This window comes from Pedobacter sp. KBW06 (genome assembly GCF_003852525.1).
GTDB lineage: Bacteria > Bacteroidota > Bacteroidia > Sphingobacteriales > Sphingobacteriaceae > Pedobacter.
The window spans coordinates 1,625,268-1,651,162 of the sequence record NZ_QAJL01000001.1; the positions used below are offsets into that span (position 1 = coordinate 1,625,268).

At 42.3% G+C, this 25,895-nt stretch carries 17 protein-coding genes and 2 tRNA genes; 5 read left to right on the forward strand and 14 right to left on the reverse strand.

All coding sequences use genetic code 11. The features are described from left to right. Nucleotides 1-101 precede the first annotated feature (101 nt). Genes DBR43_RS06475 through DBR43_RS06490 form a run of 4 tightly spaced genes read left to right on the forward strand, consistent with a single transcriptional unit; the run spans nt 102 to nt 3,931 of the window. Nucleotides 102-1,778, forward strand: a complete 1,677-nt coding sequence (locus DBR43_RS06475; RefSeq protein WP_124579015.1) for a DNA polymerase/3'-5' exonuclease PolX — start codon at nt 102-104, stop codon at nt 1,776-1,778. A gap of 19 nt (nt 1,779-1,797) precedes the next feature. Continuing rightward, nucleotides 1,798-2,400 carry a DUF4254 domain-containing protein gene (locus DBR43_RS06480; RefSeq protein WP_124579018.1) on the forward strand — a complete coding sequence of 201 codons (603 nt, stop codon included), beginning with the start codon at nt 1,798-1,800 and terminating at the stop codon, nt 2,398-2,400. A gap of 3 nt (nt 2,401-2,403) precedes the next feature. Next, nucleotides 2,404-3,468 (forward strand): glycosyltransferase family 9 protein, encoded by a 1,065-nt coding sequence (locus DBR43_RS06485; protein WP_124579020.1) that lies wholly within the window; start codon nt 2,404-2,406, stop codon nt 3,466-3,468. Beyond that, nucleotides 3,428-3,931, forward strand: coding sequence for a SixA phosphatase family protein (locus DBR43_RS06490; RefSeq protein ID WP_124579022.1), 504 nt, complete (start codon nt 3,428-3,430; stop codon nt 3,929-3,931). The genes DBR43_RS06485 and DBR43_RS06490 overlap by 41 nt, the downstream gene beginning before the upstream one ends. Here the strand turns inward: DBR43_RS06490 and DBR43_RS06495 are convergent. From DBR43_RS06495 to DBR43_RS06515, 5 genes are all read right to left on the reverse strand, one after another. Continuing rightward, entirely contained in the window at nt 3,928-4,788 is an 861-nt protein-coding gene (locus tag DBR43_RS06495; protein ID WP_124579024.1) for an AMP nucleosidase, read from the reverse strand. The genes DBR43_RS06490 and DBR43_RS06495 overlap by 4 nt on opposite strands. Nucleotides 4,789-4,949: 161 nt before the next feature. After that, nucleotides 4,950-6,191: an ATP-dependent Clp protease ATP-binding subunit ClpX gene (gene clpX / locus DBR43_RS06500; RefSeq protein ID WP_124579026.1), complete on the reverse strand. Its 1,242-nt coding sequence runs from the start codon at nt 6,189-6,191 to the stop codon at nt 4,950-4,952. After that, complete coding sequence (gene clpP / locus DBR43_RS06505) at nt 6,184-6,885, reverse strand: ATP-dependent Clp endopeptidase proteolytic subunit ClpP (protein ID WP_069380235.1); 702 nt, start codon at nt 6,883-6,885, stop codon at nt 6,184-6,186. The genes clpX and clpP overlap by 8 nt, the downstream gene beginning before the upstream one ends. Before the next feature lie 232 nt (nt 6,886-7,117). Beyond that, complete coding sequence (gene tig / locus DBR43_RS06510; protein WP_124579028.1) at nt 7,118-8,464, reverse strand: trigger factor; 1,347 nt, start codon at nt 8,462-8,464, stop codon at nt 7,118-7,120. Nucleotides 8,465-8,760: 296 nt separating this feature from the next. Next, nucleotides 8,761-8,842, reverse strand: a tRNA-Leu gene (locus DBR43_RS06515). 420 nt (nt 8,843-9,262) lie between these two features. Here DBR43_RS06515 and DBR43_RS06520 point away from each other — a divergent pair. Beyond that, complete coding sequence (locus DBR43_RS06520) at nt 9,263-9,634, forward strand: nuclear transport factor 2 family protein (RefSeq protein ID WP_124579030.1); 372 nt, start codon at nt 9,263-9,265, stop codon at nt 9,632-9,634. 95 nt (nt 9,635-9,729) lie between these two features. Here the strand turns inward: DBR43_RS06520 and DBR43_RS06525 are convergent. From DBR43_RS06525 to DBR43_RS06565, 9 genes are all read right to left on the reverse strand, one after another. Next, nucleotides 9,730-9,811, reverse strand: a tRNA-Leu gene (locus DBR43_RS06525). Nucleotides 9,812-9,977: 166 nt separating this feature from the next. Continuing rightward, nucleotides 9,978-10,775: a helical backbone metal receptor gene (locus tag DBR43_RS06530; RefSeq protein ID WP_124579032.1), complete on the reverse strand. Its 798-nt coding sequence runs from the start codon at nt 10,773-10,775 to the stop codon at nt 9,978-9,980. A 14-nt stretch (nt 10,776-10,789) separates the two neighbouring features. Further along, entirely contained in the window at nt 10,790-13,168 is a 2,379-nt protein-coding gene (locus DBR43_RS06535; RefSeq protein WP_124579034.1) for an ABC transporter permease, read from the reverse strand. Between the two features lie 35 nt (nt 13,169-13,203). Beyond that, nucleotides 13,204-13,893 carry an ABC transporter ATP-binding protein gene (locus DBR43_RS06540; protein ID WP_124579036.1) on the reverse strand — a complete coding sequence of 230 codons (690 nt, stop codon included), beginning with the start codon at nt 13,891-13,893 and terminating at the stop codon, nt 13,204-13,206. 39 nt (nt 13,894-13,932) lie between these two features. Then, complete coding sequence (locus DBR43_RS06545; protein WP_124579038.1) at nt 13,933-16,326, reverse strand: ABC transporter permease; 2,394 nt, start codon at nt 16,324-16,326, stop codon at nt 13,933-13,935. Nucleotides 16,327-16,348: 22 nt separating this feature from the next. Next, nucleotides 16,349-18,727 (reverse strand): ABC transporter permease, encoded by a 2,379-nt coding sequence (locus DBR43_RS06550; RefSeq protein WP_124579040.1) that lies wholly within the window; start codon nt 18,725-18,727, stop codon nt 16,349-16,351. Nucleotides 18,728-18,749: 22 nt separating this feature from the next. Then, nucleotides 18,750-21,125: an ABC transporter permease gene (locus DBR43_RS06555; protein ID WP_124579042.1), complete on the reverse strand. Its 2,376-nt coding sequence runs from the start codon at nt 21,123-21,125 to the stop codon at nt 18,750-18,752. Between the two features lie 25 nt (nt 21,126-21,150). Continuing rightward, nucleotides 21,151-23,526, reverse strand: coding sequence for an ABC transporter permease (locus DBR43_RS06560; RefSeq protein ID WP_124579044.1), 2,376 nt, complete (start codon nt 23,524-23,526; stop codon nt 21,151-21,153). A gap of 14 nt (nt 23,527-23,540) precedes the next feature. Continuing rightward, entirely contained in the window at nt 23,541-25,892 is a 2,352-nt protein-coding gene (locus DBR43_RS06565; protein ID WP_124579046.1) for an ABC transporter permease, read from the reverse strand. Nucleotides 25,893-25,895 lie beyond the last annotated feature (3 nt).

Genomic DNA, 25,895 nt, shown 5'->3' on the forward strand with positions numbered 1-25,895 from the left:
ATTTTTCAGACACCTTTTTGCGTTCCCGAGAAAAAACAGAAAGGACATGTCCGCTGTAAATAATCGGAAAACCGGGGCTTTTTATTTAATTTAGCCCTCCCATGGAAAATAAGACCATTGCACGCAACTTGCGCCTGCTTTCTCAATTGATGGAATTGCACAATGAGAACCCTTTTAAAATTAAATCAGTAGCGAATGCTGCTTTCAAAGTAGATAAACTGCCATATGCTGTTCAGGGCAAAAGTCTGGAAGAAATTGCACAGATCGACGGACTCGGAAAGAGCATTTCTTCTAAGGTCTGGGAGTTGCTGGAAACAGGAACGATGGCTGATTTAAAAGACATCATTGCTGAAACTCCGGAAGGTATCGTAGAAATGCTGGGCATCAAAGGCATTGGCCCTAAAAAGATAGGCGTCATCTGGAAAGACCTTGGTATTGAAAATATCGGGGAACTCTATTATGCCTGCAACGAAAACCGTCTTATTGAAGCCAAAGGTTTCGGCTTAAAAACCCAGGACGAGATCAAAAAGATCATTGAATTCAGAATGGCCGGACAGGGAAAATTCCTGTATGCCCATGCGGAGAGTTTGGTAAATACCCTATATTCCGAATTGGCCGTTTGGTTAAATGCCATCAGCGGAGAACCCCTGTTGGGAATTGCGGGTGAATACCGTCGTTGTATGGAAATCATAGAAGATGTTCCCTTCCTGATTGGCGCAGATCAGATTGCTGAAATTCAAGATAAAATTGCCTCATTTGAAACGATCGCTTTCGAAGAACAGGCTGATGGTTCTTATGCTGCAACCGCCACCTCCGGACTAAAAGTACAGTTACACCTTGTTCAAAAAGAAGATTTTTACCTGAACTGGTTTAAGCTCACCGGGAATGAACAGCATGTAAATGAAGTTCTTGCCTTAGCAGGAAACGGACCTTTTGAAGATGAACAGGCAATTTATAAAGCTGCAGGTCTGGCTTTCGTAGCTCCTGAGCTGCGCGAAGGGCTCAATGAGGTTGAACTGGCGAAAGAGAACAAGCTGCCCGAACTGATCACTTATGAAGACCTGAAAGGCAGTTTGCATAACCACTCTACCTGGAGCGATGGTGTGCATACGTTGGAACAAATGGCTATTTATTGCAAAGACAACCTGAAAATGGAATACTTTGGAATCTGTGACCACTCTAAATCGGCATTTTATGCCAATGGCTTGAATGAACAGCGCTTATATGCCCAGCACCAGGAAATTGATGCTTTAAATGCGAAGCTCGCGCCATTCAAAATTTTCAAAGGAATTGAAAGCGACATCTTAAACGACGGTTCTCTGGACTATAGTGATGATATCCTGAAAACCTTCGACTTTGTCGTAGCTTCCGTACACAGCAATCTACGCATGGATGAAGAAAAGGCTACAGCGCGACTAATTAAAGCGATTGAGAACCCTTATACGACCATCCTTGGCCATCCTACCGGAAGATTGTTACTGAGCAGAAAAGGATATCCGATTGATTTTGCAAAAGTAATCGATGCCTGTGCGGCAAATCAGGTCGTAATAGAGATCAATGCCAACCCTTTACGTTTAGACCTGGACTGGCGCTGGCACCGTTATGCCTTAGAAAAAGGCGTATTGCTTTCCATCAATCCGGATGCACACCGCATGGAAGGATTTTACGATATGCATTATGGTACCCTGATCGGAAGAAAAGGCAGCTTAACCGCCGCACAATGTCTCAATGCCATGTCACTTCAAGATATCTCAGAATACTTCAGCAATAAAAAATAGTTATCCTTACCTTTGATTCATGATTAGTAAGCTTTGCAATAAAATATTTCAGGACGCGATTAATGATTATCACCTCCACAACAACATTGACCAACCGATTCACAATACCTACAAAATAAGCACTATTGAACACCTGCTTTATTTGAAATGCTGGATTGATACGGTACAATGGCATATGGAAGATGTGGTTCGTAATCCTGAAATAAACCCGGTAGAGGGCTTGCAATGGAAACGCCGCATAGATGCTTCCAATCAGGAACGTACAGATGTAGTGGAATATATTGACAGTTACTTCCTGGAAGAGTTTAAAGATATCGTCCCTTCAGCTACGGCAAAGATCAATTCTGAAAGCCCGGCATGGGTAATCGACAGATTGTCCATTCTTGCTTTAAAGGTATATCATATGGGAGAAGAGAGTCAGCGCAGCGATGCTTCTGAAGAGCATAAACAGAATTGTACGGCTAAACTTAACATTCTGTTAAACCAACAGACCGATCTTTCTGCTAGCTTAGATGACTTAATGGCTGACATTAAGAGCGGTGCAAAATACATGAAGGTTTACAAACAAATGAAAATGTATAATGACCCGAGTCTTAATCCGGTACTCTACAACCCGAAATAACTAATGCCTAAAGAAACTGCTAAAATATTAGTAATCCGTTTCTCCGCAATGGGGGATGTAGCCATGACGGCCCCCATTTTAAAAGAGTTCAATCAACATTACCCTGATACACAAATCCTTTTCAGCAGCCGGGAGTTTTTCCGGCCTTTCTTCCAGGGCGTAGAGAACCTGACCTTCATTCCTTTTGATCCTTCAAAAAGGCATAAAGGTTTTTTCGGCATCATCAGGCTTTTTCTGGAGTTAAGGAAACACAAAGTCACGGCCGTAGCCGATCTTCACCAAAATCTGAGAAGCAGGATCCTGAGTTTACTGTTCTTCTTCCAGGGTGTGAAACGGGTAACGATCAATAAAGGAAGAAAAGAAAAGTCCCTGCTGACCCGAAAAAAAGACAAGGTCTTTGTCCCGCTTCAGCAAACCGTAGAAAGATATGCTGAGGTGTTTCAAAAACTGGGTTATCCTTTCCCCCTTTCCAATACCTTAAAACCGGTTTTGCCGGCAGTACTGAACCGGGAGATATTTCCTCCTAAAACAGAAAAATGGATTGGAGTAAGCCCCTTTGCCCAACACCTGCAAAAAGTCTATCCCCTGCATAAAATGGAAGGTGTGGTTTATGCGCTGGCCAACCTGGGACATCAGCTGTTTATTCTTGGCGGAACTCCCGAAGAAGAAGAAATCGCAGACAGCTGGGCCTCAAAGCACAAAAATGTGCGTTCCCTGGTCAGAAAGATTAAACTGGAGGAAGAATTGCAGTTTATTTCCAACCTGGATGTCATGCTGAGCATGGATTCTTCAGGAATGCACCTCGCTTCTTTAAAAAATATCCCTGTAGTTTCTGTATGGGGCGCTACCCATCCTTATGCCGGATTTTTAGGCTATGGACAATCTCTTGCCGATGCGGTTCAGGTTGACCTTTACTGCAGACCATGTTCAGTCTATGGAAATGTTCCTTGTTATCGGGGAGATTTCGCCTGTATGAACAATTTAGCCGAATCAACTGTTGTTAATAGTGTAATAAATAAACTCAATAATGGCGAAGCAACTTCTCTTAGTACGGCACGGAAAATCTGAATGGGGCAATAGCCACCTTTCTGATTTCGACAGGCCATTAAATTCCAGGGGCTTAAGAAATGCTCCGGAAATGGCAACCCGGATTCTTCATAAAGATTTAGTCCCGCAGCTGGTGGTCAGCAGTCCGGCTTTACGTGCACTCACTACCGCTAAAAATTTTGCAGAGGTATGGAACAAGCCTTTGAGCCAGATCCAGGAAGAAACTTCCATCTATGAAGCCAATGTAACGGCCATGTTAAAGATCGTCAATAAGCTGAGTGATAAATACGAAAGGGTGGCTTTGTTTGGTCACAATCCAGGGCTTACAGATTTCGCCAATTACCTGAGTAATGCGAATATCTATAACGTCCCTACATGTGGTACAGTGCTTATGGAGTTTCCATTTGAGAAATGGGAACAACTAAGCCACCATACCGGAAATTTATTAGAATTTGATTATCCTAAAAGTGCAGATGAAGATTAAAAGTGCAAATGTTTCACTGTTAATCCATTATTAATCAACTGTTTTAAGGAATCTATTCCTATTTTCAAGTGTGTTTCCACATACGTGCTGGTTACATTGCTATCGCTTTCTGCGGTTTTTACACCTTCAGGAATCATCGGCTGATCAGAAACCAGTAACAATGCACCTGTTGGAATCTTATTCGCAAATCCTGTGGTAAAGATCGTTGCAGTTTCCATATCTACCGCCATAGCGCGCAGGCTTTTCAGGTATTTTTTAAAGTTCTTATCGTGCTCCCAAACCCTGCGGTTGGTCGTATAACAAGTTCCTGTCCAGTAATCTCTGGAATGGTCACGGATGGTGGTAGAGATTGCTTTTTGTAAAGCGAAGGCCGGTAATGCTGGCACTTCAGCAGGGAAGTAATCATTGGAGGTACCTTCTCCCCTGATTGCTGCGATAGGAAGGATCAGATCGCCAAGTTGGTTTTTCTTCTTCAATCCACCACATTTTCCAAGAAACAATACTGCTTTCGGACTGATTGCAGTAAGCAGGTCCATCATCGTTGCTGCCATCGGGCTTCCCATACCAAAGTTGATAATGGTGATTCCGTTAGCCGTTACACTTTGCATTGGTTTATCCAGACCTACGATAGGCGCATCGTCATGCCATTCTGAGAACATCTGAACATATTTACTGAAATTTGTCAACAGGATATATTGTCCGAATTCCTCAAGTGGCCGGCCTGTATATCTTGGCAACCAGTTCTTAACGATGTCAGCTTTAGATTTTAAACCTGATTTTACCGGAGATTCTACTTCTTTAGCTTTCTTTCCTTTTTTCTCATTTCCGTCTTTGTTTACTTCTAATTCTTCATTCATATATTTTCTCCTTTTTTATTATTCATTATTGTTGCTGTTTTATACAGCTTCCGCTCTATCGAAGATCAGAGGGTGGTTCCTGGGGAATCCGGAGGATTTAGCAGGACAAATCCTGATATAACAAGTTAAAAAAAATCCCCGTAAAACGGGGATTAAATTTTTTAAGCTGCTTTTAACTTTTTAAAGTCGGCCTTTTCGAATTTCTCTACCGCGTAGTCGAGCGTAATGCTCAGCTCCTTTATGGTCGGATCGGAAGGGATGTCAAACATGGCATCCAGCATAATCGCTTCGCAGATGGAGCGTAAGCCCCTTGCTCCCAGTTTGTATTCCATTGCTTTGTCGACAATAAAATCCAATACCTCGTCTTCAAAAACCAATTTCACCCCTTCGAATTCAAACAATTTCACATACTGACGGAATAAAGAATTCTTAGGTTCTGTCAGGATATTGCGCAATGCCTGTTTATCCAACGGGTTAAGATGTGTTAATACCGGTACACGACCAATCAGCTCAGGGATCAAACCAAAAGATTTTAAATCCTGAGGGGTAATGTATTTGTACAGGTTTTTAAGATCAAGCTCCGCATCATCTTTTTTCACTTTATAACCAACGGCCTGCGTACGTAGTCTGTTCGCAATCTTACGTTCAATACCATCAAATGCGCCACCGCAGATGAAGAGGATATTATTCGTATTTACCGGGATCATTTTCTGATCAGGATGTTTACGTCCGCCCTGAGGTGGAACATTTACTACCGTTCCCTCTAAGATCTTCAGCAAGGCCTGTTGTACGCCTTCTCCCGATACATCTCTGGTGATGGAAGGGTTATCACTTTTACGCGCTACTTTATCCACCTCATCGATGTAAACGATTCCGCGTTCTGCCGAAGCCACATCATAATCCGCAGCCTGAAGCAGACGGGTCAGAATGCTCTCCACATCTTCTCCTACATAACCAGCTTCGGTCAGTACCGTCGCATCGCAAATGCAGAAAGGAACATGGAGGATCTTAGCGATCGTCTTGGCCAATAAGGTTTTTCCGGTCCCGGTTTCCCCTACCAGCATGATGTTCGATTTCTCAATCTCCACTTCGTCCTCCTGGTTTACCTTTTGACCTAATCTCTTATAGTGGTTATAAACCGCTACAGAAAGGACTTTCTTGGCATCATCCTGACCAATTACGTACTGGTCAATATGTGCTTTGATTTCCATAGGTTTCAATAAGGTAACTGAAGAGTCTAAAGATTTCGCTTTCTTACTCCCAAGCTCCTGTACCAGGAGTTGATTGGCCTGAGTCACACATTTATCGCAAATGTAGGCATCCAGACCTTCAATAAGCATTAATGTATCCTGCTTACCTGAGCCACAAAAAGAGCAACGAGATTCTTTATTTTGTTTAGCCATTATTTTCTTTGTTATTCGCTCCCAGCACTTCATCAATCATTCCAAAGCTTTTCGCCTCGTCTGCTTTCATCCAGTAATCACGGTCTGAAGCTTTCTCTACCCATTCGTACGATTGTCCGGAGTGGTTTGAAATGATGTCATACAATTCTTTCTTTAATTTCAGCATCTCTCTTAAGTTGATCTCCATATCTGAAGCAACTCCCTGCGCGCCACCTGAAGGTTGGTGAATCATCACACGTGAGTGTGGCAATGCGGCACGTTTTCCTTTAGCACCTGCTACCAATAATACTGCTCCCATAGAAGCTGCCATACCGGTACAGATCGTAGCCACATCTGGTGTGATGTATTGCATGGTATCATAGATACCTAATCCTGCATATACAGAACCACCTGGTGAGTTGATATAGATCTGAATATCTCTGTTGTTATCTGTAGATTGTAAAAACAACAACTGAGCCTGTATAATGTTCGCGTTACCATCATAAATGGCATCACCTAAAAAGATGATACGGTCCATCATTAAACGCGAGAACACATCCATTTGTGCCACGTTAAGCTGACGCTCTTCAATGATGTAAGGAGTCATGCTTTTTGGAGAGTTATTGGTTGCACCAATAAAACGATCCACGTTTAAACCATTAATACGATGGTGTTTAACTGCGTATTTTCTAAATTCGTCTTTGTCTATTTTCATCAGTATATCTATTTTTCTTTTAATTGTGATGAAGCTTGCTTCGCAGGTTTTGCTACACAGGTTTCATCAGTATATTTATTTTTTCCTTATCAATTTTACCAAATTAATTAAACTAAATTGGTTATTTATTGTGGTATTGTAAAATTCTCGAATCTCTTTATATAAACAAGGCGGCCTTAATAAAGCCGCCTTATCTGTAATTATAAACTAAAAGTATTGGGTTTTCCCTGGATTACTTCAATTCTATAAATTTATTATAAGCTATTTCTTTTTGGTCTAAAGTGGCAACAGATTGAATATATTCAAAAACTTTAATTGCTTTTACTTCATCAAAAATGCGGTTTGCATTGTCTTTCTCTTTCAGGAAAGTAGCTGTGTATTGCGCCAATTGATCTTCCGGCATCGGGCTTGGGCTGTACATTCTGAACTGTGCATCTAAACGTTGTTTAGCAGTTGCGAATACATCCTCATATTTAATTTCGATGCTATTGTCTTTAATCAGTTTGTTCTCGATTAAAGTCCATTTAAGGTTTTTAGCGAAATCTTCATATCCTTCTGCAAGCTCAGCCTCAGTTAGTTTTTCGTTTGTAGCTTTTAACCACTTACGTAAAAACTCATCAGGCAATTCCATTTTCACACTTTCAATTAGTTTAGTGTACATGTCGTTCTGCAGTTTGCGGTCTGCATCCTGTTTGAACATGCTTTCAACTTCCTCAGTGATTTTAGCGGTAAAACCAGCTTCGTCAGTCACTACACCTTCACCAAATAATTTATCAAAGAACTCCTGGTTTAAATCAGATTCCTCTAAACGGTTTACATTTTTAACCGTTACCTGGAATTTCGATTGTAATTCTTTTGCATCTTCTTCAGCAATGTTTAACAATTTGGCGATGATCACCTCATTCTTATCAAAAGCTTTTTGAACATCAAGTTCAACTACATCATCCTTTTTTAAACCGATTAAAGATTTTAAGATCTTTTTATCAGCTACCTGATCTAAACGAATAGAACCTGTACTGTTGATGCCACCTTCAAAAATTGAACCATCAGCAGAAAGTTGTGCTAATTCGGCATAAAGGACGTCATCTTCTGCCGAAACTTCAGGGTTTGTCATTTTGCCATAGCTTCTTCTGATGTTTTTGATACGGGAAGCTAAAGTTTCTTCGTCTGCTTTAACGTTGAATTGAGTGAATTTATCTTTGGCAGTGATTTTCACATCTACCTCAGGTGCAAGACCTAATTCGTAATCAAACTCAAATTCATCTGTATTGTCCCATTTGAATTCTTTAGTATCGTCCATCACCGGTAAAGGCTGGCCAAGGATTTCTACTTTATTATCAGTAAGGTGTTTGCTTAATGTTTCGCTCAACAGGGTATTGATTTCTTCCACCAAAATGCTTCTGCCATACATCTTCTTGATGTGTGCTGCAGGAACCATTCCTTTACGAAAACCAGGAAGGTTTGCTTTTTTAGCTTGCTCTCTTATAGATTTATCAACCTTTTCAGTATAATCTTCAGGTGAAATCTTAATCTTTACAACTGCATTTAAGTCGTTAATTTTTTCCTGTGTAATGTTCATCTTTCTGAATCAATAATTATTAGTGTCTTTATACAAAAAATCCTCCGGGTTGCGGAGGAAATTTATTGCGGAAGAATTGACTTCCAATCCATCGCTCAAATTTCCCTTTCGAGGGCGCAAATATATTCTTTTTTGTTGATTTCAAAGTGTATAATTTAAAAAATTATGTCTGCAGATTGTCTGAATCTCATGGACCTACACTAAAAAAAAGAAGCTGATTTCTGCACGTTCAGGACCAGCTGAATTTTGCGGTATAAAAGAAAAACAGTCCTTTTGAGACTGTTTTTCAATTGTTGTGCGGAAGAAGGGACTCGAACCCCCACGCCGTGAAGCGCCAGATCCTAAGTCTGGTGCGGCTACCAATTACGCCACTTCCGCAGTTAGGATTTATTTATTTCGGATTGCAAAGATAGAATAGTTTTTTAGAAATCCCAATAAAATTGAAATATTATGCATTTTTATTAAAAGCCCTGCGTATTTGATTAACACAAGGGATTTCCATCTGGCCTTTACCTGAGACGACACACCCCAAACCGGAAAGACAACCTTGATTTCCCTTGTAAACTTATCGTATTATATTTGAATAGCCTCCGTCCCTGAACAGGGGTTGCTGAGGGGTTGACGAGGGGTTGCTGAGGTATCTGGCCTTACCAACCGTTACCAACCCCTCGTCAACCCTACGTCAACCCCTCAGCAACCCCGAAGTCTATACAACCTTATTTCGGACCAGATCTTTATCCAACTGTCATTGTTTTTATAGAAATTCACCATCATTCTTTAACTTTAAATCAAGCTAAAATGAAAACAGAAGAAGAATTGATTCAATTTGAAAAACAGTGGAATAAAGCACTGGAAAACAACGATGCGGATGAAATCTCTAAATTCATGTCGCCAGACTGGATCATTGTCGGCTCCGACGGCATCACGACTAAATCTGCCTTTCTGGAATCAGTAAGAACAGGAATACTCATACACAACAGAATGGATTCAGACAAGATGACTGCTAAAATTTATGGAAACACCGGCATCATCATCAGCCGGGGAACAAGTGCCGGGACTTACAACGGTCAGGCTTTCCAGTTATACGAATGGTCCAGCAGTACCTATATAAAAAAATACCGGAAATGGCAATGTGTATCTACAATGGTTACACCGGCAAATCAGCCCTGAATAAGGAACCGCGATTTCGGGCATACAACCTTTTATTCCGGGATAAAAAAGACTTAAAATAGAAAACCCGATCGGATGGATCGGGTTTAGTTTTGTGCGGAAGAAGGGACTCGAACCCCCACGCCGTGAAGCGCCAGATCCTAAGTCTGGTGCGGCTACCAATTACGCCACTTCCGCAGTTAGGATGTCATTGTTTTGGATTGCAAAGATAGATATTGTTTCTAAATCTCAAAACTCTTTTCCAATTAATTTCGGCGTTTAAAGCTAACATATTGATCTTATACGCTTTAAATTTCAATCTTTTTTTTCTTTTCTCAGCTGCAGACATTCAGTCAGGCAAAACTCAATACAATTCCTTCTGAAACTGGAAAAAATATTGAACTGCCTTTACCAGCCGGCTTCCGTACCAGGAAAACATTTCGCCGTCAACCAGCAGCACTTTCGCTTCCGGCAGGACTGCCCTGATTTCTTCCAGGTGTTTTTCCTTAAAGGGATAAGGTTCTGAAGACAGAAACACCAGCTCCGGCTTCAACAGGCGAAGGTCTTCGAGGTCTATTTCCGGATAGCGGCTTTCTTTGACCACATTATTAAGCCCGTTTACAGCCAGCAGATGGTTGATAAAAGTATTTCTTCCGGCAAACATATACGGGTTTTTCCAGATCAGATAAGCCACACTTTTGTTCAGGTTATTTTGCAGCGCCAGGGTTTGCAGGTCATTAAACCCCGCATTGATCAAATGATTCAGGTAAGCTGCTTCTGGTTCCCGGTCTACCAGGGCCCCGATTTGACTGATGGTTTTCTTCGCATCTTCCAGGTCATAAATATCGCTCATCCAAACCGGAAACTCTTCCATAAGCGATTCGATCTGCGCTTGCTCATTTTCTTCTTTATTGCCAATGATGAGGTCAGGCTTTAAGCTTCGGATCAGGTCCAGGTTTAATTTCTTCGTCCCTCCTATTTTGGTCTTTTCCTTAAATTTTGATTCCGGATGAACACAAAATTTAGTAATTCCAATCAGCTCCGCATCCAGCCCCAGATCAAACAGCAGTTCTGTTTGAGAGGGAACCAGAGAAATGATTCTTTTTGGCGGATAACTGATGTTTATCGTACGGTTAAGCTGATCTGTAAAACTGCGCTGCATTTTACAAAGATAAGCTACTCGTACTTTAATGCATCCACAGGATTTGATTTTGCAGCGCGATAGGCCTGCCAGCTCACCGTCAGAAAGGCAATCATCACCGTTGATACCCCCGTGATCAGGAATACCTGCCAGCCTATGGAAATATGGTAGTCAAATTTATCCAGCCATTTCTTCATCAGCAGGTAGGCAACCGGCATCGCAACAAAGAGGGCGATCAAAACTGTTTTCACAAAATTAACGGACAATAACTGCACGATTCCCGATACCGAAGCGCCCAGGACTTTACGGACCCCGATTTCCTTTGTGCGCTGTTCTGCGCTGAAAGCAGATAAGCCAAACAAGCCCAGGCAGGAAATAAATATCGCAAGGCCTCCAAACAGATTCGACAACAGCCCTAAGGTCGCTTCATTCTTCATCTTCTCTGCAACAAGCTGGTCCAGGAACCGGATATCTATCGGAAAATCAGGATTGATCTCCCGGGTGATCCGGCCAATCGTTTCCAGGTTCTCTTTAAGGTCTTTTTCCGTATTTAACCGCATCGTAATTACATCACTGTTTTCCTGATTAAAAGCAATAATCATCGGTTTCTCTTTTGTAGTCAACGATCCCCAGATGATGTCTTTAAAAACACCAACTATAGTTCTTTTAACCCCCTGAAATATCACATCTTTCCCAACAGGGTTAACCAGCCCCATCCGTTTTATTGCGGACTCGCTTAACATTACAGCAACACTATCTGAAGCCAGGCCTTTTTTAAAATCCCTACCCTCCAAAAGTTCAACCCCGTTTGTTTTCACAAAATCATAACCAGTATAAATCTGGTTCACAGACATCTTCTTATCTGCTTCAGACATCCCCTGCCACTCCATCCCGGTACTGTTGGAATTTTGCTGTGAAATACTTCCTGAAGAATGACACATCGCGCTGACAGCGCCGGAAGACAACAGCCTTTCCTTCAAAAGGTCGTACTTCAGATACAGATTACCTTCATGGGGCATCTCCACCAATGCCTTTGTCTGGTAGCCCAATGGCTTATTTTTGAGGTACTGCAATTGCTCATAAATGATCAGGGTAGCAACGATCAGAATCACAGCAAAGCTAAACTGAACGATCACCAGTATTTGTCTGAAATTCAAAGAAAAGCTGCTTTTGAGTTTCACCGTTTTCTTTAAAGTCTGTACCGGGTTAAAAGAAGAAAGGAAAAAGGCAGGATAACTTCCGGCGAGAATTCCGGTAAAAAAGATCAGTGCAATTACGCCCAGCCAATTTAAAGGATGAGCATAAGCGATTTTCAGTTTAATATCCAGCAAATGATTGAATTTGGGCAGGCAAAGCTCCACCAATACAACCGCTATAACGACACTTACAAAAGTCAGCATCAGTGATTCCATAAGAAACTGGGAAATCAGGGATTTTCTTGATGCCCCGATTGTCTTTTTTATCCCTACTTCTTTTGCCCTTTTCTGTGACCTTGCGGTAGAAAGGTTCATAAAATTGATGCAGGCAATGATCAAAATACTCAATGCCAATATAGTAAAGATCCTCAATTGCTCGATCTGCCCCCCTGCAGGTTTACCGTTAATAAACCTTCCATAAAGATGAAGGTCTGCCAAAGGGTAAACAAAGGGCTCTGAATCGGTGGAGACACTGGCCGCATGTTTTCGGCTCATGTTCTTTATCTTCTCATTAAAAGCAGGAATGTCGGTTCCCTGTTTAAAGGTCACCAAAGTATAAAAGGAATAGTTATGCCAATTTGGGTCCACCACCCAGCTATTCAGCTGTTCGAAGAGCTTCCAGGAATTCAGACAATCAAAATTATAACTCACATTTGGAGGCAGGTCTTTGATTACTGCAGTCACTTTCAGATCAACCTGATTCTCAAAGCGGAGTACTTTATTCAACACGTCCATACGTCCAAACAAACGTTGCGCAGTACTGGCAGTCAACACGATGGAATTCGCGTCATTGAGGGCATGATCCAGATTTCCATAAAGGACCTGAAAATCAAAAATCTTTAAGATTTCCGGGTCCGCATAACGTCCTTCTACTTTAAAAGAATTCTTTCCATCTGCCAATAAACGTTTCACCGGCCATAAGATTCTGCTGATGTGTTCCACTTCAGGCATCTCTTCCTTCAACGCTCCCGCAATCGTATTCGGCGACTGGTCGCCGGTAGCCCTGATATTTTTATCAGCTCCATAAAAATTAAACATCACCTGATGAATACGGTCTGCATTTTTAAAGCCTTTATCGTAATTCCACTCGTAAGAAACATACAGCAACAGCATCAGACAAGCAGCCAAGCCAATTGCCAGACCACTGATATTGATCAGAGATGCCGTTTTATTCCTTAACAGATTCCTTAAAGCAATCTTTAAATTGAGAATATACATTTTAATTCTAATGGTTGATGTTGATTAAAAATCCCCTACACGCCCTGCGGTACGGCAAGGTCTTCCTTGATCACTCCGTCCAGCAAATGCAAGATCCGGCTTCCATAAGCTGCATTGACTTCCGAATGTGTCACCTGAATGATGGTAATATTCTCTTCCTCATTCAGTTTCTTAAACAACTCCATAATTTGAAGAGCCTGTGGAGATTGCAGGTTCCCTGTTGGTTCATCTGCCAGGATAATGGAGGGTTGTGCCACTAAAGCTCTGGCGATCCCCACCAACTGCTGTTGTCCGCCGGAAAGCTGATTGGGAAACAGGTCCTTTTTAGCGACCATATTAAAACGGTCAAGAACATCTGCCACCCTGCTTTTACGCTCTGGCCCGCTCACTTTTTTATAAAGTAAAGGGGCTTCAATATTCTCTGCAACGGTCATCTCATCGATGAGGTGATATGCCTGAAACACAAAACCAATATGGTTCCGGTACAGCTCAATCCGTTTCCGCTCATTCAGGGAAACCACGTCCTCCCCCATAAATTCATAGGCCCCATAAGTTGGCTCTTCCAGCATCCCCAGGATATTCAGAAGGGTAGATTTTCCTGCACCCGACGGTCCCATGATCGAAATAAATTCACCCTGTTTAATGCTCGTCGTCACATGGCGCAGGATATAACTTTTTACTCCTTTATTCGCGTAATACTTCTCTATATTTTTAAGCTCTATCATCTTTGTATGTTTTAATATTTAATTTTTCTCAGGATAAGTTTATTCGTATTTGAGGGCATCTATCGGGTTCGTACTCGCCGCTTTAAAAGACCGCAGACTCACCGTAACCAAGGTAATGATTACCGATAACACCATCGCAATCATGAATGGCCAAATGCTGATTTCTATGCGGTAAACGAAGCCATTCAACCATTTGGAAACAAAAATATAAGCCAATGGCCAGGCCACCAGGTTGGCGATCAGCACCATCCATAAAAAGGACCGGTTGAGCATTTTAACCAATTCTAAAGTCGAGGCACCAAGCACCTTACGGATCGCAATTTCACGTGTTTTCTGCGCAGCGATAAATGATACCAATCCGAATAAGCCGATAAAGGAAATGAAGATCACAACCCCGGCAAAAACTTTGAAAAGTACACCCATTACCTGCTCTGTTCTATAAAATCCAAGGATGTTGTCGTCCAGAAACTCAGCTTCATACACATGATCAGGAAAGGTGTTATTCCATTCTGTTTCTACTATTTTCATCGTCGCCACCATGTCCTTAGTATCTATCTTTACCGCCATTGCATTATAGTCTCTTTTATCAGAATAAATGGCAATCGGAGAGATGGCACTCTTAAAGGTCAGGTTGTTAAAGTCTTTCACGACGCCCACAATGCTCCCTCCCCTTCCCCCTACATTCATTGTCTTTCCTATGGCATCTGCAGGATTTCTGATGCCCAAAGATTTCAACAATTGCTCGTTAACCACAAATTCCTTAAGTGTATCACTTTTCGACAAGCCTCTACCTGCAATCAGTGGTAAATTGAAAGTTTTCAGATAATGTTCATCGGCTTTTTTCAGGTTTAATTGAATCTTTTCATCATCAGCACGATGATCATAGCGGAAACTTGAAGTCATATTATCTGTAGAAACCGGCGCAGCATTGGCAAAACTAATTTCCCTTACACCTGGTTTTTGCATTAATCTTTCCCTCAATCCTTCATATTTTAACCTGCTAAGGCTATCTCCGGGAATGTTGACTATTGATACCGCTTTCGTATCAAAGCCCAGCGATTTCTCCCTCATATATCCCATTTGCCTCACCACAACCAGAGTGGCGATGATCAACACCGCAGTAATGGCAAATTGTGCAACGACCAGAATTTTCCTCAATCCCAACCCACCGGCATTGGCCGAGCTGATCTTATTCTTGATGGCCAGTGCCGGACTGAACCCGGACATCACCAATGCAGGATAGAGCCCCGCAAGGAAACTCACGACCAGAATTAAAATCAGCATGAATATAAAAACAACCGGCTCAGAGAACAGCTGAAAAGAAACATTCGCCTCCATCAGGCTTTCCATTTTCGGAATGCCCAGTTCTGTCAATACACAGGCAAAGCCTAAAGAAATAACCGTTATTAAAGCGGTTTCACTTAGAAACTGCCAGATCAGTTGCTTACGACGGCTTCCCATTACTTTTCGGATGCCCACCTCCTTAGAACGACTGATGGCTTGCGCTGTTGCCAGATTAATAAAATTGATACATGCCGTAATCAACAAAAAGAGGCCAATTACAGAAAGGCCAATCAGCTCTCTGTAAGGCATGGTTTTATACCGGAAATTCCCAAACCTGGAGTCGTGATGGACCTCAGAAAGCGGCTGGAAATAATGTTTTTCCTGGGCCGGGCCTTTCTCTACATAATATTTAGTGATGAATTGTTTCAAAGGCTTTTCAAGATCCGCAGCCTGAAGTCCTTCTTTCAGCAGCACGTAACATTCCGACCGGTTCGTTACCCAGCCCCAGGCTTTACTATCCTTCTCTGCAAATGAAGCATAAGAAAACACCACCTCGAAAGGAAAGCTGCTGTTCTCGGGGAAGTCTTTAAAAACCCCGGTTACCTTATAATCCGCCTTATTGTTGTACAGGATACTTTTACCGATTGCATTTTTCCAGCTTCCAAAATACTTTACCGCTGTTTTTTCCGAAAGCGTCACCATATTAGGCTGTGATAAGGCCTGCTCCGGGTTTCCGGAAAGCCATTCAATTTTGAAAATCTCAAAAAACTGAGGCTCCACATAGAAAATATCCTGCTTTAATTTCAGATCTGCCTTTCCTCCCTCATTTTTCACTTTGAGAATTCCCCCACCCTGACGAACTGCAGCCACTTTTTCAAATTCTGAAAAATCATTGCGCATTGCCGGAGCCAATGGAACCGGAACCCCACTGGTAAAAAATTCCTCCTCAGGATAAATCCAGGAAGACACGACCCGGTAAATCCGATCCTTCTTCTCCTCGCTTTTATCGAAGCTCAGCTGAAATTTCAGAAAAATAAAGATCAGCAGACAACCTGCCAGTCCGATAGACAATCCAATGATATTGATGGCGGTGTAGCCCTTATACTTCCATAGGTTCCGCAGGGCGATCTTAAGGTTTAGTCTGAACATATCTCTTTAATATTTAATTACATTATTCATATTTTAAAGCATCAACAGGGTTTGCTTTTACGGCTTTTTCCGCCTGAATGCTTACGGTAAGAACCGTAAGAACCATACTGATCAGTCCGGCAAGCAGGAATGGCAATAGGGGAACATCTATTCTATAAGCAAACGTATCCAGCCATCTTGTAGCCACGATATAGGCGATTGGCCAGCCGATCAGATTGGCAGTTAAAACCACCCAAATGAAAAAACTGTTTAACAGACGGAGTACCTGAACATCGGTTGCCCCTAAAATCTTTCTGACTGCAATTTCTTTTCTTCGGCTATTGGTACTAAATGCAGAGAAAGCAAAAAGCCCCAAAACAGCGATAAAGATCGTCAGCACCGCTGCCCCGTAAAACACCGATTGAAGCTGCTCCTGTTTCTTAAATAAGCGGCCATACAACTCATCCAGAAATTCATACCTGAAATCATCTCCATCCAGCTGATTCCAGTCCTTCCAATTTGTTTTCAGGCTTGCAAGAACGGCAGCCATCTTTGCCTGATCAATATTTACCATCAGCATAGACTTTTCGCTGAGGTTACCACATGGATTTTTTATAGCATAAACCGTCGGTTCTACGGCCGTTTCAAATCCCTGCGCTTTAACATCCCTGACTACGCCTACAATCCTGTAATCCATATCACACCCCCTGATCGTCTTTCCGACAGGATTACTCATTCCATAAGCAGCGACAGCACTTTCATTCAATACAATTGAATTCAGCGTATCTGTGTTAAACCTTTTGGAAAAGAAACGACCTTCTTTAAGTTTCAAATGAAGGGTTTCGAAATAATCGAAATCAACATGAATGATGTCCAGGCCCTGCTCTTTTCCTTCAAAAGAATAGTTGTTCTTCTGTGCCTTGGAACCATCCGGAACAATAGTGGCTACCGTAAAGGCATTTACCCCGGGAATTCCGTTCACCTTCGCCTTCAATTGCTCAAAATTATCGCGTTTAAACCACACCGTATTTTGGATAGAAACCACTTGTGCAGGTTTAAAGCCGGTATCTTCGGTTTTCATGTATTTCAACTGAGTGCTCACAATCAAGAGACCCGCGATAAAGACAATCGCTACACTAAACTGTATCACGAGCAACGCATTTCTCAACCAAAGGGTCTTATAACTCGTTTGCAGGTTTCCTTTTAAAACATCGGCAGGCCTGAAGCCGGACAACACCAATGCCGGGTAAACGCCCGAAATCAGTGTAATCACGATCAAAATACCAGGCAGCTGCCAGAACAACGCTCCATTGCCTTTCCATAAGGATAAGGAAGTTTCAAATAAGCCATTAAAATAAGGGAGTAACAATTCCGACAATGCCAATCCGATTACCAATGCTAAAAGACACTGCATCAGAATTTCGATCAAAAACTGAAAGATCAGGTTCATCCGGTAAGCACCGAGTACCTTTTTAACCCCGACCTCTTTTGCCCTCCTGTTTGTTTGTGCAATGGTGAGGTTGGTAAAATTGATGCAGGCAATCACCAGCACGAGCAAACCCAGTATTCCCAGTGCAAGGACAATTTTATAATTGGTATTGTTTCCGGCAACAGGCTTCAAATGCAGGTTATCCAGGGGATCTAAAAAGATCACCGACCTTCCGGAAATCATCTTGTCACCGGCACTCATCCCATTTTTAATCATTTCCTTTTTAAACAGGCCATCTATCTTATGTTCAAGCTGAGCCACATCTGCGCCTGCTTTAACTTCAATATAGGTCTGGTAATTCAAAGCATTGGGGTCCTGATTGGCAGCAACATCATTTGAAATCACCATCGCATCAAATTTCAAATTGGAATGGTCGGTACGGTAGTTGATAATACCCTGGATGTTTGCCGATTGTCCAGCGTTCCTGGGACCAAGGGTCACCAGGCGGGGATACGTCAGATTCTTGCGGGGGAACAAGACATCGGCAAACTCCTGAGGTACATATAAATCAAAACCTTCCGCAGCCGGCTTTTTTAATCCGCCATCTGGCCGCAAATGGAACATTTTTGCCATTTCATAATCTACAGAGAGTACATTTTTACCGTAGATCCTACCCTCGTCGGTACTAAAAGCAAACTCAAATCCGGTTTTTTTACTTCTTCCGACATTCTCAATCTCCGGAAAAGCAGCTTTCATTGATGGTGCAAGCGAGGCGGGGGTATAATTTGTCTTCCCCTCAGGCAGACTTCTTCCCACCAGATAAATGCGGTTGTGGTTCGGAATATGATGGTCGAACGTGGTTTCAAAACCGACATACATCACGACCATAATAAAAGCCGAAAGTGCAATGGCCAGCCCACCAATATTAATTGCCGTATATCCCTTATTCTTCCAAAGGTTCCGCAAAGCGATTTTAAGATTTAACCTGAACATTCTTTTCTATATTTTCAAATACCTATTCATATTTTAACCCATCCACAGGGTTGGATTTCAAGACCTTTGCCGATTGTACACTGAGGGTAAGGATCGCGATGATCAGGGATAAACCCAAAGCCATTGCAAAAGGCAAAATGGAAATCCCCACCCGAAACTCATAGGCCGACAACCATTTCGTCATGATGACATACGCCAATGGAAATCCAATCAGATTGGCAATCCCCACGAGCTTCATAAAATCTTTATTCAACAAGGAAAGCACATCAATTGCACTGGCCCCTAAAACCTTGCGGATACTGATTTCCTTCTTGCGCTGCTCTGCCATATATAAGGTCAGTCCCAGCAGACCCAGACAGGAGATAAAGATGGCAAAACCACCAAACCAATTCGCCAGAGTTCCCAGGAGCTGCTCGTTCTGGAATTTTAGTTTAAAGTCCTCATCCACAAAGCTTCTTTCCATAGGAAAGTCCGGGTTTAACCTTTTCATCACTTCGTCAATTCTCTGAACAGAGCTGCTGACATTCATTGCAGGGTTCAAGCGAACAAGGGCGAAATTAAAATTCACATTCCAATCGTAAATCACCATCGGTGCTGCCTGCTGATAAGGTGATCCTACCACAAAGTCTTTGATCACACCTATAATCTTCACCTGATCCTGTCCCATGCTAATCACAGTACCAATCGGGTCTTTCAGTCCCATCACCCTGACGGCCGATTCATTCACGATCACATTGGTGCTGTCCTTGTATCGGGCAGAAAACTCCCTTCCCGATATCATTTTACTCCCAATAGTCTTTACGAAATCATAACCTGCACAGCGGTAATTGAAATAAACCAACTCCTTTTTACTTTTACCCGGCCAGTTCATGTCAAATGTCCGGTGCCCGTCCCAGTTCATGCTGGAACTGAAAAAGCTGACACTATTCACAGCCCCTGATTTGATCAGTTCATCTTTTAAGACATCCAGATTTTCTTTACCGCCCAAACCTTTCCCCAGGGTTCCCTGAAGTGGAATCTCAATCAGGCCAGCCTTTTCATAACCAATAGATTTATCCTTAATATAATTCAGCTGCTGGTACACGACGATCGTGCAAATCATCAAACATACAGCAAAAACAAACTGAAAAACAACGAGCACCTTTCTGATCGAAACAGAGGAATTCCCTCCGATACTGAGGCTTTTTAGAACTTTAACAGGCTCAAATGAAGACAGGTAAAATGCAGGATAACTCCCTGCAACAAAACCGGTAAACAGTGTCAGAGCGAAGAGCACCAGCCAGAATTCCCAATTGCTATAATTGATCACAAGCTCGATATGGAGCAATCCATTAAAGTAAGGCAGGCTGATTTCCATTAAAACAAAAGCAAGCAGCATCCCCAGAAAAGAAAACAACACAGATTCTACCAAAAACTGGCTGATGAGTGATTTTCTGGAAGAACCAATAGCTTTACGTACCCCAACCTCCTTTGCCCGTTTCTGAGACCTCGCCGTAGAAAGGTTCATAAAATTGACACAGGCAATCAACAGGATACAAAAGGCAATACCCACAAAAATTTTAACCTGATCAATTTTGCCGCCTACTGATTTTCCATTCTCAAAACGACTGTATAAATGCCATTTGGAAAAGGGATGAATCATCGCCTCTGCCAGCGTTCCTTTTTCATGGCGCTTAAAGATTCCTTTAATTTCTTTGCTCACCTGATCAAAAAAACGGTTGTCCTCCAGCTGAACGAGCGTCAGGGCATAATGACTTCCCCATCCTGCATCTTTAGACCATGGATATTGTTTCTCGTAAGCTGCCCAGGGCATCAGGTAATCAAACCGGATCGTATTTGTCTCCGGAATATCGGCAATCACAGCCTCGACTTTTAACAGCTGTGAATTCTCCAGTTTTAATGTTTTATTGATCGGATCTTCATCTCCAAACAAACTTTTCGCAGTACTCTCTGTCAGGATTATACCGTTTACCGCTGCCAAAGCCTTTTCCGGATTCCCCTTAATAAACTTGTAATCCAATATTTTCAGAAAATCCTGATCTGCAAAGACCGCTTGTTTTTTAAAACCCCTTTGCCCGTTCGCGATTAATAACGGTGCTGGATTGGTCGAACAGGAAGCCCTGGATACTCCTGAAATCTGCTGTCCCACTTCCTTTGCCATCACCGACGGTGTCCATGGCCAGCTTAATACTTCATTTGGCGTTTTTGTATTGTTATATACGACATACGTCTTATCATAGTTACTGAACTGCCTGTTATAGCTCCATTCATGTGCAACATACAATAACAACAACATACAGCTGGCCAGGCCAATCGCTACCCCCCCCACATTTATCAGGGTATATCCTTTGTTTTTCCAAAGGTTTCGCAAAGCGATTTTAAGGTGTTGTCTGAACATGTTGCTGTACCGTTATTTATGATGTCTATTCGTATTTTAATGCATCAATCGGATTGGATTTTGCCACTTTCACCGATTGTGCACTCACCGTTAGAAATGCGATGAGCAGGGATAAGCCGATCGCAATTGCAAAAGGAATAAAGGAAATACTGATCCTGAATTCAAATGCAGACAACCATTGGCTAATCATAATATAAGCCAGCGGGAAAGCGATCAGGTTCGCGATCGCCACGAGTTTTACAAAATCTTTATTCAGCAAGGTTAAAATATTCATCATACTTGCGCCGAGCACCTTACGGATACTGATTTCTTTCCTGCGTTGTTCTGCCATGAATAAACTCAAGCCCAACAGCCCCAAACAGGAAATAAAAATCGAGAAACCACCAAACCAGTTTGCCAGGATACCGAGTACCTTTTCATTCTGAAACTTGGCTTCAAAGCTATCGCTCAAAAATGTTGCATCTACAGGAAAATCAGGATTCATCTCTTTTACCAGTGTGGTAATCTGTTGCATAGAAGCACTGATACTTTGTGTTGGGTTCAGGCGCATCACCAGGACCCCTTCTCCATCTCCGGTTGAATTAACCATCATGATCATCGGTGTTACGGTCTGATAAGGGGTTTCCATCACAAAATCCTTCACTACACCGATGACAGTCAGTTTTTCACCTCCCCAGGTAATCACCTTACCCACCGGATTTGACAAACTCATCACTTTGACCGCGGTTTCATTGATGATGACCTTTCCACTGTCTGCATACTGAGGCGAAAACTCCCTGCCCATCACCATTTTCGTTCCAAGGGTGGCCGCGAAATCATAGTGAGCGAACCTAAAGTTAACCAGGACATCTACTTTTGGGTTTTTACCCGGCCAGCTCACCCCGGAGGTATTGTTTCCTCCCCGGCTTAAACTGGTACTGAACATGCTGGCATTGGTCACTGCCCCCGACTTGAGCAACTGTTCCCTGAGCAGTTTCATTTTTCCGCCGATGAGTAATCTGCCTTCAACCGGAATTTCGACCAATCCGGCCCTATTGTATCCAACAGGCTTATTCTTGACATAATTCAGTTGCTGATAGATCACTACAGTACATATAATTAAACAAACTGCAAATACAAACTGGAACACCACCAACACCTTTCTGATAGATAAGGAAGAATTCCCCGGCAGGTTAAATCCTTTCAATACCCTTACCGGATTAAAAGAAGAGAGGTAAAAAGCCGGATAACTACCCGCAACCAAACCGGTAAATAAAGTCAGCGTGATCAAAACCGACCAAAACTCCCAGTCCTTATAATTAATGGTCAGATTTGTATTTAAAATGCTATTAAAGTAAGGAAGGCTGATCTCCATCAGCATAAAAGCCACCACCATCCCAAAAAAGGCCAGCAATACAGACTCCATCATAAACTGAGCAATCAATGACTTTCTGGCTGCTCCAATTGCTTTACGGACTCCTACTTCTTTTGCACGTTTTTCAGACCTTGCCGTAGAAAGGTTCATAAAATTGATGCAGGCAATTAATAAAATACAAAAGGCCAGCAACAGGAAAATCCTGAGGCTATCTATTTTTCCGCCAACTGATTTTCCATTTTCAAATTTATTGTACAGGTGCCATTTTGATATGGGGTGGATCGAGGCAAAATTCCTGTTTTCCTTTTGGTTCCGCTGATAAACCCCCTTGATTTCTGCAGTTACCCTTTCAAAAAAGCTATTGTCCTGAATCTGCAGTACCGTAAGGCAATAATTATTACCCCAGTTTTTTTCGTTCTCCTGTGCCCATACATTTTGCTTTAAAAACATCGCCCATGAGCCCAGGTAATCAAACTGAATACTACTGGTAACAGGCACATCTTCGATCACCCCTTCTACAATCAGGTCTTCTTTGCCATCTATTTTAACCGTTTTATTGATTGGGTTCTCGTTTCCGAACAAGATTTTCGCCATACGCTGCGTCAACACTACAGCGTTTGGATTTTTCAGCATCTGATCTCTGTTTCCCTGTAAAACTTTATAATCAAATATTTTAAGAAAAGCAGTATCTGTAAACACCGCCTTTTTCTTAAAGTTCTGATGGTTATAGCTAATCAGGTGTTCAGCAGGATAAGTTGATTTTGAGGCCCTGGTGATTCCCGGTATTTTTGTCCGCAGCTCATCAGCCAGCACCCCTGGTGTCCAGGGAAAATTCACAGTATGATCCCCGTTTTTCTGATTGTTGTAAACGACATAGGTACGTTCGTATCCGCTGGTTTGTTTGTCGAAGCTCCATTCGTAAGCCACATACAGCAGCAGAATCATGCAGCTGGCCAAACCTATCGCCAGTCCGCCGACATTGATCAAAGTATATCCCTTGTTTTTCCAAAGGTTTCGCAAAGCGATTTTTAAGTTAAGTCTGAACATATTATATAATTTGACTATTCGTATTTAAGTGCATCAACAGGCTTCGCATTAGCTGTTTTAAAGGTCTGAAGACTTACCGTGAGCACCGTGATTAACACAGAAATAATGCTTGCAAAAACAAATGGCCATACCGTAATGGTGGTCCGGTACGCAAAACCGGAAAGCCAGTTACTGGATAAAATATAGGCAACCGGAATTGCAATGAGGTTCGCGATCAGAACGAGTGCTAAAAAGCCCTTATTGATCAGCCTCAGGATATCCGTTGTCTCTGCTCCCAAAACCTTTCTTACCCCGATTTCCCTGGTACGTTCCTGAACGGAGAAGGATGCCAGTGCAAATAAGCCCAATACAGCAATCGCCAGGGTCACATAGGTGAATATATTGAAAAGCTTATCCAGCCTCACATACTGTACATAAACCTGTGCAAAACTCTGATCCAGCCAGGTGTATTGAAAAGGAAATGGCTCCACAGCTGTCCATACTTCTTTAAGTGCTTCAAGGCTCTCCTGTGTATTCCCCCCATCCATTTTTAAAATCACATGATCAGCGGAATTTGTTCCTCGTCCTTCCACCACAAATGCGGTAGGTTCAGCGGCAGTTTCCATCCCTTTCTGAACATGGTCCTTAACCACACCAATGATCACCCTGTCGTTAATCCATTTGCTTCCGATCAGCTTTTGTAAACCATATTTTTTTACCGCAGATTCATTCACCACAATAGCACTGCTATCGGTAGCAAACTTATCCGAGAACACCCGTCCCTTTTGAGCAGGCATCCCCATCACTTTGAAATAATCAAAATCCACGGTAATGGTACTTAGATTGGAGACCTTTCCTCCATTAAAATCACGGTCAATCACCTGCATGGCTTTTACGCCCGGGTAGTAATTCACACGGCTCACCGCATTTATTCCTGGTACTTTGAGCAGTCGCTGTTTAATCTGGCTGAAATTTCTTCTGGTGTCACCTTTCCTGACCTTAAATACCAGCACATGATCCTTCCTGAAGCCCACATCCTGATTTTTGATGTAAGTCACCTGCTGGCGGATGATCATCAAAGCGACCATAAACACCGTCGCCACAATAAACTGGATTGAAATCAATGTTTTACGCATCCATAAACTGCCAATTCCTCTGGAGAAGTTTCCTTTCAAAACTTTTACAGGCTCATAATTCGACAGAAAAAACGCTGCGTATCCACCCGCAAGAATGATGACCAATGTCATCACCAGCGAGAGCTGAATGATCAGCTGCCCCGGGTTTGAATAGCTCAAGAGAGAGAGTTTTACGTCCATCAGCTGGTTCAAAACAGGCATTCCGACCTCCGCAATGGTCAGGGCCAGCAACAAGGCCAACAGACATTGTATTCCTGTTTCTGTCAGGAAGTAAGTGATCAGGTTGCTTCTCAAAGCTCCCAGAACTTTTCGGACCCCGGTTTCTTTGGCCCGCTTCACAGATTGTGCAATAGATAAGTTGGTAAAATTGATACAGGCAATGATCAGTAACAAAGAAGAAAAGAGCACCAAAATCGTCACAATTTTAGCATTGCCCCTTTTGGCAGGATCCTGTGCACTGCTGGCATGCAGGTAAATATCGGGCACTGAGGTAAGAAACAATTCTACGTCTTTTAATCCCTGATCTTCCTTTACCACCGGAAGTTTTTTAAAAGCCTCGTTTAGTTTTTTAACGAAAGCCGCTTTGTCTGTTCCTGCTTTCAATTTTAAGTAGGTGTAATAATTGCCGTTACCCCAGCCATCACCTGGTGATGACATTTTTACGAAACCATCATGTTCCAGGTGTTCCGGTGTATTGGGTTCCTCATATACGCCACTTACTACATAACGGTCTTTGGTATTGATCAGCAAAGACTGCCCTACAGGATTCGTTTTTCCAAAAAACAATTCACTCGTCTTTTGACTTAAAACAATCTGATTGTTCGATAAAATGGCTTTTTTTGCATCACCATAGATAAATTTATAGGGAAACAGTTTAAACCAGGAGCTGTCTACCCCCATGATATGGTCTACAAAACTTTCATTTTTATCCTTATTTATCAGGCGCTGTCTCATGTCCCAGACATAAAAACGACCGTAATCGGCAATTTCCGGTAATACTTCTTTTAAAGCAGGAGCCAGTTCCGCAGGGCTTGAAGAATATTCTTCCTGTCCAGGTCCCCATTTGATAGAAATCCTGTAAATGTCTTTTGCATCCGAATTCCAGGTATCATAGCTCCGTTCATGATTGGCAAATAACAGGATCATAATGAAACCTGCCAATCCAATAGAGAGTCCAAAAATATTTAAAGTAGAATAACCTTTGTTTTTCCAAAGGTTCCGTAACGCTATTTTTAGATTGAGTCTGAACATGAT